8 protein-coding genes and 1 pseudogene are annotated in these 13,548 nt (G+C 39.9%); 3 read left to right on the plus strand and 6 right to left on the minus strand.

What is annotated here, in order from left to right; all coding sequences use genetic code 11:
- Positions 1-3: 3 nt before the first annotated feature.
- From JCM19037_RS09880 to JCM19037_RS09900, 5 genes and pseudogenes are all read right to left on the minus strand, one after another.
- Positions 4-774, minus strand: coding sequence for a sce7726 family protein (locus JCM19037_RS09880; protein WP_042400499.1), 771 nt, complete (start codon positions 772-774; stop codon positions 4-6).
- 479 nt (positions 775-1,253) lie between these two features.
- A complete protein-coding gene (locus JCM19037_RS09885) occupies positions 1,254-3,281 on the minus strand; it encodes an AAA family ATPase (protein ID WP_042400502.1) in 2,028 nt (675 codons plus the stop codon).
- 319 nt (positions 3,282-3,600) lie between these two features.
- Positions 3,601-6,755: pseudogene (locus JCM19037_RS09890) on the minus strand (type I restriction endonuclease subunit R).
- A gap of 15 nt (positions 6,756-6,770) precedes the next feature.
- A complete protein-coding gene (locus tag JCM19037_RS09895) occupies positions 6,771-8,030 on the minus strand; it encodes a restriction endonuclease subunit S (protein ID WP_052363764.1) in 1,260 nt (419 codons plus the stop codon).
- Complete coding sequence (locus tag JCM19037_RS09900) at positions 8,020-9,612, minus strand: type I restriction-modification system subunit M (RefSeq protein WP_042400504.1); 1,593 nt, start codon at positions 9,610-9,612, stop codon at positions 8,020-8,022. Before JCM19037_RS09900 ends, JCM19037_RS09895 begins: the two co-directional genes overlap by 11 nt.
- Before the next feature lie 260 nt (positions 9,613-9,872).
- On the opposite strand from JCM19037_RS09900, the gene JCM19037_RS09905 reads away from it, so the two are divergent.
- The 3 genes from JCM19037_RS09905 to JCM19037_RS09910 all read left to right on the plus strand — a co-directional run bounded on the left by JCM19037_RS09905 (position 9,873) and on the right by JCM19037_RS09910 (position 11,468).
- On the plus strand, positions 9,873-10,586 hold the full coding sequence (locus JCM19037_RS09905; RefSeq protein ID WP_042400507.1) for an S-layer homology domain-containing protein: 714 nt from the start codon (positions 9,873-9,875) through the stop codon (positions 10,584-10,586).
- The gene (locus JCM19037_RS25080; protein ID WP_152549021.1) at positions 10,564-10,758 is read left to right on the plus strand and encodes a hypothetical protein; all 195 of its coding nucleotides are present in this window, start codon (positions 10,564-10,566) and stop codon (positions 10,756-10,758) included. Before JCM19037_RS09905 ends, JCM19037_RS25080 begins: the two co-directional genes overlap by 23 nt.
- A gap of 320 nt (positions 10,759-11,078) precedes the next feature.
- Positions 11,079-11,468, plus strand: a complete 390-nt coding sequence (locus JCM19037_RS09910; RefSeq protein WP_042400509.1) for a hypothetical protein — start codon at positions 11,079-11,081, stop codon at positions 11,466-11,468.
- Positions 11,469-11,721: 253 nt separating this feature from the next.
- Here the strand turns inward: JCM19037_RS09910 and JCM19037_RS09915 are convergent, their stop codons facing one another.
- Positions 11,722-13,530 (minus strand): class I adenylate-forming enzyme family protein, encoded by a 1,809-nt coding sequence (locus JCM19037_RS09915; protein ID WP_238544648.1) that lies wholly within the window; start codon positions 13,528-13,530, stop codon positions 11,722-11,724.
- Positions 13,531-13,548 lie beyond the last annotated feature (18 nt).

Here is a 13,548-nt window from a genome sequence, read left to right on the forward strand (position 1 = left end):
CTCCTATTTATATTGCCTTATAATTATTTCAAGTTCATCACGATTTAATTTACTTGAGTACATAAGCCATCTAATTTCCATTGGTAGTTCCCTTACTAATTTTACTTGATTAAGTTTCTTCCTCTCTCTGAGCTTCTTCATCACCTCATTTTGAGCAACTTTTATATTAAATTTTTTAAATAGATTTAGACATTCTTTATAATAATATACCGGTGGAACATCTGGAAGAACAGAAAAGTGCCTTTTTATAATATCTTCATATTCATTTCTCCTTAAAAGTTTAAAAAGGTAGTTAAAATCTAAATACTCATCAAAATTAATCGCTTCTTTTCTAATACTTAAATTAACTCCATTAGTTAATACTATTATTCCAACCGTTTCAAAGTTTTTAATTGCTCTATAGACTGGATAGTAATTTTTTTCTGATGTCACTACATATAATTCACTAAATACAGTTGAATAGTCCTCTAATTGAGTATAAAGCCTATCTAAATTATCTAAGTCAGTTTTAATTTCAAATACTACTCCATGCGAATGATTGACTAATACAAAATCAGCTTTTGACTTACCGATTGCTACCTCCTCAAATGCAGCGGTAGTTGCAAAGCTGTATTTACCTATTACCAATTTATTAAATAAAGTATTCTTAAAAAAGTACTCATTTCTATGATATCCTTTAAGCAGCATATAGTTATGTACAACTAAATCTTTATTAATTTGTGGATTAATAATATTACTTCTAGTAAAAAATCTATTTAGATATGTTTTTTCCATTCTTTACTCACGCTTCCTATAAATTACGCCCCTATTTTTCCATTTAACAATGTTTTAAAATGTTAGCTAATAATTCGTTTCAAACTACAGAAAAAAACATCTTAAGAAAACCTAACTAGTAATTGCTTAATTTCGCTCGCGTAGTAGTGATCTTGCATATAGCCAGATAGTTCGTGTCCTTAACTGGTGTTAATCTACAATGCTAGAGTTTCTTTATGCAATGCCACGTAATCCACTGTCTATGCTTTTCAACCCAAGATAAGAAACTTCCTTATCCCTACAATAATAAATTTACTGCAAGCAAATTATAAACTACCACACTCGTCAAATGACAACCAGTCAGTTATAAGCAAATATATAAGTGGGCGAACACATACAAAAACTGGACATTAGGGGCTAAGTAACGATAGCTAAATAGTGACTTCAAGTTCTCGTCAGTGTCTGAGGGGTGCTGCTGTAAAATAGTGATCCACATTTCCCTACACAGTTTGTGTACTGGGTTGGAAAATATCCATAATAACACTTTCTAACTTGTGGTAGGTATCACTTCTACATTCGATACTATACGCCTTGGCAACAAGATACTTTATATCATGTCTACTAAAAAAATCTATAATTTCTTTCTTTTTTTCATAGTATTGAACATTAACGGGTCTTAATATTGAATTATCTCCAGTCAACCTTGAAAGTGAAGCTTTATGATTAAACTCGTAGTTATTAAATATATCCGTAATATGTTGATTTTCAGTTTCTAGTATTACTTTTTTTATTGCTTTATAATAAGTAACTGGATCTAAACAATCCTCAATCACCGTTTTCTCATAAATTGCATTTCGAACAGGATCAATTAAATCAAAAGATGTTTCGTCACTATTTTTCTGCAACCTTCGAAGTTGCACAACACCATCAGTTTGAACATCTGTATAATTCATCTTGTGCTCATCAGTGTCTATTAAGCAAAGTATCTTTCCATGATTTTTTAATTGGCTTAACTCTTTTTTATCAGATGATAAAGGAGCAGTTAAGAGATTATATAATTTAACAACATTCCCTAGCCCACCAACTGGCAAAATCTTACAATCCTTACTTTCTTTTAGAACCTTTTCTAGATATATTTTATCGTCACTACCCTCACAAATTATCCAATTAATTCTTTCAGAAGATTTGACATATGATAAAATACTTGTCGCTAAATCAAACATACTTTTTAAATCAATATCATTAGGAAACCTCCTTCTCTCTTCCAAATAATTAAAGAAGTTAAATTGAATTATCTTATGATTTTCTTCTTCCTTGTTTTCTGTCACATGGTGCAAATAACCTTTAGTAATAGTAGGTAAGGATCCATACCAATGAGTTGATATTAAAATTTGATTTTTATATGTATTAGCTAGTTCTTCTAATCGAGAGAATTGTGAGAAACAATTTGATAAACTCATTGATACCTCAGGTTCATCAACAGCGAGAACTATATTCTTGTCTCTGTCCCCGTTATTTGAGAGAAATGTATAGGCAATATCCATTAAAGCTTTTCTTTGTTCTCCCGAACTTAACTGACTAACTTCTTTATTTTTGTATTTTAATGATTTCTTTAAAAGAAAAACCTCTAGTATCTTTTCGCGAATATCTAATGTAGTTAAATTTTTCTTAACAAATAATTCAGCACCATAATTATAATTTGAATTTATTTTTTTTATTGAGTTATTTATCTCCGATAAAAATTCGTTGAGATGATCATTAATAAAGTTAATAAAACTTTTCCCTCTACCATTTATCTCAAATTTACTAAGTAGGGCGTTATCTATTTCTTCTAGGACATCTTTATTCATCAATGTTTGCATTTGTTTAGTCTCAATTTTTAATACATCTTCCACACCTTGCTCTACAGGAAAATATACAAATGAGTAATGTTCAATAACCAGCTTTTTAATCTTTTCTAATTTTTTTAAAATAGTTGTGTCATCTACCTGAAGCTTTTTTCCTAAATCTTTTATTACATCATCATTGAAAGCACTAAGATATATATCTTGCTTTAAATATTGGATTCCCAGAGTAAATAAATAGTAATTTTCTTCATCATAATTGTCCATCAAATCATTTCGCAAATCAAAAAAATCTTTGATGTGGTTCCATTTAGTAACCAAAGAATTATAATCAGATTTCACACCCCAAAAATATTGACTTATAAAATTTAATACATGTACTAAATCTTTATTCTCTTCAATCTCCGTAGGCTCATAATTGTTGGAACTGTATACCCTGTTTTTAAAGTTATTTTTTTCTATTAGAAAAATCGGAGCAATATAAAACTCTTCTTTATTCCCTCCTCTAGTCACGTTCCACGGTCGCCCGTTAAAGAAGGTATCTAATGCTTCAAAAATAGCACTCTTCCCAACACCATTATTACCTATATATACTGAGTATTTTTCTTCTGTACTTTTGCTAATAGGAATAAAAACAGATTTCTGATAAGACTTATATCCCTTTAGCAACACCCCAAGTATCATATAATCCTCCTTTATTTCGAATAATAGATTGTCTTATACTTACTTATTAATTCTTGTAATATAGAATATATCCCTAATTAATAGCTTGCAGCTGCTCAGTCTACAATCATAGATTTGCAAAATTATTACTCTACTTGATCTCTAAAATATCAAATAGAGTAATAATGATACATTACTGTAACTTTATTATATACAAATCAGTAATAAAATGCCACAAATAGCAATAGATATAAAGAACTATAGTTTAATCGTTCATTTTAGCTAAACTTGTACTCACTACTGTTTCCATCAAAAAAATTAAATACTTAAAACATAAAAACTACCTCAATTCATCCCCAAGCGGCACAACCACTTCGTCTAGCAGCTTAACCCATTCTCTTTTTAAGCTTGGGCCGTATTTTAATGGCTTTGCGTCTGGGTTGGCTTGTTTGTATTGGTCAAAATCTTTGCTGTCTAGTATTCCTTTGATGTTTGGTATCGTTTCAGAGCCGGCAATGTATTGAATGGAGGATAGATGCAGTTCTTTCTCGTCGACCAACCAGTTGTCGGCGAACTGTTGTACTTGATTATCTCTCGTTCCAGTGAAGTATTGGCGCTTGACAGCAAAGATGTCGCCATCAGCTTCGACTTTTTCGTTGTCCATTGCGTTTAGGATGGACCGGTAGACGTCTTTGACGATTTCTTTTTTGTTTAGTTTTTGCATTGCTTTTTCGATCTCTTGGCGAATGTCTTGGTCGTTTGCTGAGTAGTTGCCGAGTAGTTGATCGACAAAGGCAGAGTCGATGTCATATACTTTGATGGCATTTTCACCGTAAAACTCGATGGATGAGAAGTCGGGCTGTTCTTCATCTTCTTCGTTTTTCTCGTTGAGTAAAGATCCTTTTACCGTGTTGTAGACGCCGACGGTCTCTTGAATCACGGACACTTGGTCCTGGAGAGCTGTTGATTTCTCCATCGCATCATTATAGTCGTCATACGTGACTAACGCCTCGTAGGAGTTGTTTAATTCTTGAAAGGCTTTAACAAACTCCACCTTATCTTCGACGGAGGCATGTTCGTCTATCGTTTCAAGATTAAAATCTGAGTCTGTGAGAATACGGTGTGCTTTTTTGAATCGTTTGAGTGATTCCTCGTAGGTTGGATACACAAGCTGCGTATCTTCTTGTTGATTGGAATACAGCTTCGTCGCGTTTTCGACGTTTTGTTCCATTGTGTACGGTTTTCGAAACGTCATAATGAAACCCTTCGTTTTCCCTGGGAACGTTCGATTGGTTCTGGAAAACGCTTGAATCAAATTGGCGTAGCTTAGATTCCGGTCGACAAACAGCGTTTGGATCGTCGGCGCATCAAAACCAGTCAATAACCGATCGACGACGATGACCAGATCGAGGTGCTTTCCAAATTGCTTAAACTCCGCTTTTTTACGTGCAAGTCGATTGTTAATGTCCCCGTTGTAACGGTCAAGATCTTGGATCGACCAGGCGGTATCATAATAGTCGTTGTACTCTTGCATGATTTCTTTCATTTCATCTTCTTGTTCTTTCGCGTGTTCTTCATTCTCTTGTAAGGAATACGTGATTGCGATTCTTGGAAAATCAGGGTCATCAATCGTTCGCCCTTTTCGCAATGGATGCTTTTGGTTGCCCATCCACTTCGGGTCTTTGAGCATTTCTTTCATTGCATGATAGTAGCGCTTCGCCATGTCAATGGAGCTTGTTGTTAAGATCGCTGACTTTTGAGGGCGACCGTTCTTGAAATCAAACTTCGTGTACGCATTGTCTGGTCGAAAAATCTTCTCAATCACGAGACGAATATGCGCGTCTTCCTCATAAATTTGCGGATCAATGTATGATTCTTTCTGTATTCCATCCATATCATCAATGAGCGCATTAATTTCTTCATTCATCTTATTCGAATGCTTCGTGTCGTTTCGAAGTTGTTCGTATATGCTGTCGTTTAATGTTCTCTTATCGATTGTATCTTCATGTTCAACTTGAAAACCTAAAACTGCACCGTCATCCAATGCGTTTTTTATCGTGTATGTATGTAGCACATCGCCGTACTGGTCAGGTGTTGTACGAGCCAAACTACCTTTTGCTTGTTTTTTGTTTACATTAAAAATCGGTGTGCCTGTAAATCCGAACCACGTTGAATTCGGAAAAAAGGATTTGATGGAGTCCATGCCCTCTGCACTTAACGCACGATGGCATTCATCAACGACAAACACAACATGCTGGCCGAGAAGCTTTTGAAACCGTTGCTTGCCGTCTTTTTCTTCTTGCTTTTTTGCATATTTCAACGCACTTTCTAACTTTTGGCGCGTCGTAATAATGATCGTATTGGAGTTGGCATCGGCAAGTAGTGTCCGACTCAGCTCTTGGGAACTGCCCGTACCAACGATTAAACTATTCGCTTTGCCACTCCCAGAAGAGTCACCCGTGTTGTATTCGGAAGCGAATTTCGTAAATTCGGTTGTCGTTTGGTTGTCCAAGTCTTTTCGGTCAATTAACATAATCGTCCGATCCACGCCGTGCTTTCTTGCAAGTAGTTTCGTTGATACAAAACTCGTTAACGTTTTTCCCGAACCGGTTGCATGCCAAATATAACCAGATTGATGTTTGTTTGCTGATGTAAATAATGCTTCAATCGCATGAATTTGATAAGGGTGTAACACCATCAACACCCGGTGATCAATTTCTTCACTTACAATCGTGTAATTGGCAATGAGGCGGTGGGCATCCGGAATGTTCAAGACTTGTTTCACAAATTCATAGAGATCTTCCACTTTTCGATTGTCGGTCGTCCGCCAACTGAACAAGAATTTAGCATGCATATCTTTTGGCATCGCATTGGCGAAATACCGCGTCGTCTGCTCATTGGAGACGACAAACAACTGTAATGTCGAAAAGATGTTATGACGAAAAACGCCTTCCTCAGCGTATTTCTTCACCTGATTAAATGCTTGAAAAATCCCGTCTTTCGCTGTCGCTTGCTTTAACTCAATCTGAACAATGGGCAAACCATTAATCAGCAATGTCACGTCAAAGCGACGATCACGTCCCTCGACCGTTGCGCTTTGCTTCGCGATTTGATGGACCACTTCATACGTAGAAATTCCCCCACCAATGTCATGGTTCGAGTAGAGCACAAGGGACATAGAGCCGAGTGAACGATCGTCCCGCTCAATCGTCACTCGTGCAATCCCATTCTCACCGCGAAGGAACCGGGCAGCATCGAACGGTGTTTGCGTATGTAGCAAAATATCTGCCTTTATGCGGTCAAACTCTTCATCCGTAATCGGGTTCTCCCCGATTTCAGATAGGTTATTCTGTGTGATAATTTTTCGGACATTTGCCCATAAATCAGCCTCAGACTTCAGATCAGGCCGATAATTCCACTGATTATGCCTTCGCCTAACACTTCAATTAACCGTTTTTCAATCTCCACTTCATCCTTAAGCGCCACTTCGTTCACCTCTATCTCTAGTTCTTACACAAACATTTTTTGTAGGAAAGCTTTTTTCGTTTCTTTGAGTGTCTCGAGTTCTTTCTCATGAAGAGCGATCGTGTCGTCGAGTTGTTTGAAGAAGTTGCCTATTTTGGTTTGTTCTTGTTTTGAAGGAAACAAAATCGGTGTTCTTTTTCCGTTCTCTATTGTATAAGTCCCTACCGTTCCCGTTCCAGCAACATCATGAACAAATTTTTGGATCTCATTGTTAACAAAAGAGTAGTACAAAAAATACCCATCTAGATTATTCTTATTTTTAAACCAAATTATATTCCCATCTTTAAAGTATATTGGATCATTGTTTTCTATAAGCATAGGAACACCTATTGTACCTACCCCTGTTACTAAAAGATCTCCCACCAATACTTTTCCTGATGCTTCAGCATATTTATTATATCTTTCTTCTGATATATAAAGAAATTCTTTAATTTCTTCTCCTTTAAATTTAGCAACAATATCTCTCGCTCTAAAAAACCTTATTCCATTACTTGTCCAATCGGCTTGATGAATTCTCTTAACTGATCCAACACTCATTAACTCTCCCAATTCATTTTTCTCCCACTCTCCAGAAAAATCCGGAAAACGAACTTCCGGTAAAGACTCTCCCTCTTTTGGGAACAGCTTTTGCAAGAAACCTTGTTTCGTTTGTTTTAACGAGTCGAGTTCTTGTTGTTGGAGTGTGATCGCTTCGTCGAGTTGTTTGAAGAAGTTGCCTATTTTGGTTTGTTCTTGCTGACAAGGCATCCCAACCTCATACCTGAGTATATTTGTAACACTTATTCCAAACACCTTCATACCTGTACCGACTTTGTAACCATACCTTCTAAAATGTTCTGCAAAAAACATATAATAAAGAAACAGTGAGTATGTTGTTTTAGGCCTTAGTGCTATTGTATGCAGGCCAGCTATAAGTTTATAAGGTGTATTAATTGTTACAACAGACGGAGTGGCTATCCCTTGGTAATCTTCTGATGCATCTGCAAGAACCAAATCACCGTTCAATAAGAAATCATAGTCACCTGCTTCAATATTTGGTAGAACAGAACCCTCGTCGATAACAGTAGCTACCTTTGTATGAATATCTCCATAATGAATGTATTTATATCCTGTAAAATTATTTACTTCTACACTTCTTGATAGTGAATATGATTTAACTCTGTCAACTAGTTCACTTAAGCTTCTAGTCATCCATTCCCCACTAAACTCCGCAAACCTCACTTTTGGCACGCGCTTATTTTCCACGGTTAAACACCTCTAATGCTCCTTTCATCCACTCTGCATCTTTTTCGTCATGCTGTAAGGATGAAATCATTTCATGTAAGTTGCTTTCGAGTTCTGCTTTTTCTTTACGGATATCTTTAATTGTTGCACCGACGTTTGCCATATCCACAGGTTCTTCTTCTTCGAATGTGTCGATGTAGCGAGGGATGTTTAAGTTATAGTCATTGCTCTCGATTTCTTCATACGTAGCAAGGTGCGCGTATTTGTCTATACTTTCACGTTTACGATACGTTTCAACGATTTGGTCAATATGCTCTTCGGCTATTTGATTTTGATTCTTGCCTTTTATAAACGTCTTACTCGCATCAATAAATAAGACATCGCGCTTGTCTCGGTCTTTCTTTAAGATAATTACGGTTGTAGGGATGCTTGTCCCGAAGAACAGGTTGGCTGGTAACCCGATGACTGCCTCAATGCTTCCGTCTCCGAGCAATCTCTTACGAATTACACCTTCAGCTGCCCCACGGAAGAGTACACCGTGTGGCAAGACGATCGCCATCGTTCCTGAATTTTTCAAGTGATACAAGCCGTGCAAGAGAAAGGCGAAATCGGCTTTAGATTTCGGTGCAAGCTTTCCGAAACGGTTAAACCGGGAGTCATCTAAAAAGGTGTCCGCTGCCGACCACTTCGCAGAATACGGCGGGTTCATTAATACCGAGTCGAACGTATACGGCTCATCTGTTGGCCAGTCTTTGTTTAGTGTATCGCCGTTTCGTAAGTTCATATCTTCATTGTTTACACCGTGAAGGAGCAAGTTCATTTTGGCCAAATTAAACGTCGTCGTGTTCATCTCCTGTCCGTGGTATTTCACGTTGTCAGGATAGTTGATATAGTTACGCACGTTTAACATGAGCGAGCCTGATCCCATCGTCGGGTCATACACACTGAATAAGCGTTTATCTTCTTGTCCAATCGCGGCAATTCGCGCCATCATGAGTGACACTTCATGGGGCGTATAGAACTCGCCTGCTTTCTTTCCTGCTTCAGATGCAAACTGACCGATGAGGTATTCATACGCATCACCAATCACGTCACCACTATGCCCAATCACATCGACGTCGTTCAGTTTTTTCAACACTTCAGTGATCGTAATGTTGCGTTGTTGATCGTCAGAACCTAGCTTTTTCGAACGTAAGTCGACGTCATCAAACAACCCATTAAATTGATCGTAGTTAGAAGACAGATCACTAAAGCCATTTTCCAAATGATGCAGTTGGAATAGGTTTTGCTTCGCTTGATTCGTCAGTTCATTAAACAAATACTCCGGCTTCATCGCGTATCCGAGCGTGTCGTGAAGCGTTTCTTTTAAGTCGTCACGAACCTCTTCATCGTCGAGTAACGATTGATAGAGTTCTGCTTGCTTCGCTTGAGTATCGTACTCCTCAACCGATTCATCCGCCACTTCAACGACTTTTTCTAGTAGACGATCTGATAAGTATTTGTAGAAGATCAATCCGAGTAAGTAGTTTTTGTATTCCGATGCGTCCATCTTGCTGCGCAGATTATCGGCTGCGCTGAATAGTTTCTTATGTATAGGGGCCATAGTTACCTCACTTCAATTGTTGTATTATACACTTCTTCATTTTAACAAAAATAATCGTTCGTTCTAAACACCTGCAAAACATCCTTCTTATGTATCAGTACAAATTCATTATAATATAGGAAGGATTTAGGGTGAAGTGCCAACTTCCACCACCCTATACTCTACCTCGCACCCTGACAACTTCTGTCACCTTAACATTACAAATATTTCTTCTCGTGTTACAATTTTCACGGATTACGAGTTTCGAAGGGAGAGATTAGATGAAACTATTGTTGACTGGAATCATGGTGGTGGTCGGTGGGCTTGTTCTGACGGAGCCTTTGTCGGCGGAGGTGGTTCATTTTGATGACCATGATTCGATTTATGATACGGATTCTACATACCGAAATGTGGACCGTGACATCATTACGGGCTACTCGGACAATACGTTCCGCCCGAATGAGACGATCATTCGCGGGCAGGTGGCGAACATGCTGTACCGGGCTCTTGATCTAGAAGCTTCACATCAAGAGAATCCATTTGTGGATTTGTCTGCGGATAGCGAGTATTATGAAGCAGCTGTGGCGTTGCACGAGGCGGGCATTTTTGTTGGCCAAGATGGCGGCACGCGCTTTAGTGCAGGCGAACCGATTTCCCGGCAGCAGATGGCGTCGGTATTGAACCGGGCGTTTGAGTTGCGTGACTGTGTGAATGGTGGACTTACTTACGCGTACGGATGTAACACTGAAGGATCGCTTGCTGATCTTGACGAGGCGTCTGACGTGCATCAGCCGAACATCGAGGCGATTTTCCATACGAATGTGAGCTTCCTCGGTGTCGGTCCCGGACAGCACTTCCGTCCGACAGAATCGTTGTCACGTAGCCAGCTTTCAATGTTTCTTGACCGTGCGATCATTAATGAGAACTATACCGTAAGCGGAATTGAAATGGCCACATCGGGGGCGACTGTCGATGAGGCGATCACTTTTCCATAAGTGCAAGCGCACGTTGGATTGGGACAAGCTGGAGCTCATGGATGCCCCGTATAACGGTACCGACCAGCTCGACCGTAAAAATGGTGAATTTAAGATTTATACAGCTGATCTGTCAAACACGATGCTTCATGAATACCGTCACCCAACATCATTGTTTCCCGAAGCCAAGTGACACTACCTACTATTTGAAATACGACGGGGAGTACATTAGTGACGGAGATGTTTTTTCCCATTCAGCTCTAGTTGATTGGCGCCAGTAGTTCTTCACTTTTTATGTGGGGATTTTCATGAAAATCCTTCTTCACTGGGACTAAATTCCATCGTATACGTTTCTATGATGGAATTTATCCTTTTTATGTGGGGATTTGGCTCATTTTTTACTCACTTCTCGTATAGAAAACCACATATACGCATGTATGTGGGTTTTCTATTAGACAGAAAATTTGATATAATAATCTTCACAATGCGTTTCATAACAGGAGGACGCTTTGCATGTGGCGAGTGCTGGTTAGTTCGCTCCTTACTTTCTTGCTCGTATTATCCTTGTTTCTGTTTGCCGTTTCCACAGGTCCGATGCAAGGCAATATGATTGACGTAGCATCATCTGGTTTCGCTGCCCTTTACCTTGCAATTTCTGTTCCTGTATTAATCATCTATTCTGTCACCTATCTGCTAATCAAGACAAGAACCTTTGCGAAAGTATTCAGTATTCTATTCGTATTGGCCATCGTTTTAGGTGTATTAACAAGTACATTTATCGCGCTCATTCACAATTCTTGGATCTTCATCCTAAATAATCTGGTGCTCGCAACTGGATTCTATACAATCATTTATTTTTTGGGTAAATTCTTTACACCTGCTATGGCCCATGAGCAAAATTGAAATTGCTTTTAGAGTTGAATACTGACTTAACGATTCATCTCAATACAAGTCGTCGAACCGTGTCGAACTTCGTTATATTAGCAGTAAAAGTCAGGTGCGAACCCGAAGCGAACATAAAAACCCTGGTAGACCCGCACCAATATTCACACCAATTATGTGAAAATATGTAATCCCCGTATGTTTAAATACCCTTTAAAGTGTTAATGAGTAATTATTAGAAGAAGAAATAAGCGAATATAGGTCAGAAGACCATTTATTTCGCAGTCGCACCCTGTATGGGTGCGTGGATTGAAATAATTGAAAAGCATCCCGCAGACCATTTACGTGACGTCGCACCCGGTTGGGTGCGTGGATTGAAATGTGGTATAAATAGATCATCAATCAAATACTTTGCGTCGCACCCTGTATGGGTGCGTGGATTGAAATAACGACGGTGATGCAATCGAGCAAACGTTATCGGCAAAGTATACCGGGGTTGAGGAATAAGAAAACCGACGTGCACTGGCACGTCGGCTTTCTTATTCAACGATTGTCCCTTCGCGGTATTGGTCTCGCAATACGTATTTCTGTACTTTCCTGATGGGGTGCGGGGCAATGCGTCGACGAAGATGATTTCTCTTGGTTTTTTGAAACGGGCAAGCTGGGCGGTACACAAGTCAAGGATGTCTTCTTTTTGTAATGGGGCGCTTTTGCTAGGAACGATGACGGCGCAAACGGCCTCAATAAACTTCTTATCGGGGATGCCGATAATGGCGACGTCTTTTACTCCTTCATGACGGATGATGACGTCTTCGATCTCTTTCGCATAGATGTTCTCACCACCGCTTCGAATCATGTCTTTTTTACGGCCGGCAATTTCTAGGTATCCGGCTGCATCAAAGATGCCGAGGTCGCCGGTTTTGCACCAGCCGTCGGCAAAGGTGGCGGCGGTGGCTTCAGGTTTGTTCCAATAAGAGGCGGATACGACTGGGCTTTTGATCCAGATTTCGCCGACTTCCCCGATGTCGCACGTTTCGCCGTCATCACGGACGGTTTTGATTTCAACGAGGGGCATGGCAGGACCGACGGTATGGATTTTGTCGCGATCGACTTTAGCATCGAGACATACCGCGATTGGCGTACCTTCAGTTAATCCATACACTTGAATGACACCGGCTCCGGGCAAAACACGATCCATCTGCTCAATCGCCCACGGAACGAGAGGGTCGCCACCTGTGACGATCCGACGTAGGGAGGAGAGCTCGTACGTGTGTAGCGATGGATGTTGGAGCAAATCATAGATCATAAATGGAAACAAAAAGATGTCGCTCACTTGCTCACGGTCAATTACGTCCATCACGCGCTCAATGGAAAATCCTTTACTTTTGGAAATTAAGACAGTCCCACCTTTGAGTAAGACGGGCAAGGCAAGGTCTTCCATTGCCCCGACGTGGTAGAGCGGTCCCGTCGTCATGGCTGTTTCTGTTCCATCGAGCGACCAACGCAATGCTTGAATGGTTGAAAACCACAACGTGTTGTCATGGCTCCAAACGGCGCCTTTCGGTCGACCAGTCGTGCCGGATGTGTACATGAGCATCACTGGATCTGTGCTCTGAATACTCGCTGTGGAAATAGGTGCACAGCTGCCCTCTTCCAATTCGGAAAAAGACCGGCTCCAGCTCGGGACGGGCTCACCGTCCGCACACAAGCAGAGGTAATGGTCGATGTGCTTTGCCCCCGCCCCTTGCACAACACCGGTGAACTCATCGTTAAATATGAGTACGCTCATGCCCGCATCGTCGAACAAATAAGCATATTCCTGACTCGTGAGTCGAAAGTTTAGGCGGACAGCAATCGCTCCGATACGGGCAATGGCAAAATAAAGGCCTATATACTCAAGGCTGTTCGTCAAAAGCATCCCGACCCGATCCCCTTGCTTAACGCCTAGACTTCGCAAATGGTTTCCGTACCGGTTTGCTTTCTCATCTAATTGTGCGTAAGTCCAACGCTCCCCGTCTTCAACTTGGACTGCGGTTTTTTGCGGGTGCTTTAGACCATGTCGAATCATATAGTTAATATCCATACTATCTGCCCCTTTTTC

The organism is Geomicrobium sp. JCM 19037, from assembly GCF_000698105.1.
Lineage (GTDB): Bacteria > Bacillota > Bacilli > Bacillales > Marinococcaceae > Geomicrobium_A.

What these genes read in the sequence shown, in the direction of transcription:
- JCM19037_RS09880 (WP_042400499.1), bottom strand. Translation starts at nt 774, where the DNA reads ATGGAAAAAACATATCTAAATAGATTTTTTACTAGAAGTAATATTATT.
- JCM19037_RS09885 (WP_042400502.1), bottom strand. Translation starts at nt 3,281, where the DNA reads ATGATACTTGGGGTGTTGCTAAAGGGATATAAGTCTTATCAGAAATCT.
- JCM19037_RS09900 (WP_042400504.1), bottom strand. Translation starts at nt 9,612, where the DNA reads ATGGCCCCTATACATAAGAAACTATTCAGCGCAGCCGATAATCTGCGC.
- JCM19037_RS09905 (WP_042400507.1), top strand. Translation starts at nt 9,873, where the DNA reads ATGAAACTATTGTTGACTGGAATCATGGTGGTGGTCGGTGGGCTTGTT.
- JCM19037_RS25080 (WP_152549021.1), top strand. Translation starts at nt 10,564, where the DNA reads ATGAGGCGATCACTTTTCCATAAGTGCAAGCGCACGTTGGATTGGGAC.
- JCM19037_RS09910 (WP_042400509.1), top strand. Translation starts at nt 11,079, where the DNA reads ATGTGGCGAGTGCTGGTTAGTTCGCTCCTTACTTTCTTGCTCGTATTA.
- JCM19037_RS09915 (WP_238544648.1), bottom strand. Translation starts at nt 13,530, where the DNA reads ATGGATATTAACTATATGATTCGACATGGTCTAAAGCACCCGCAAAAA.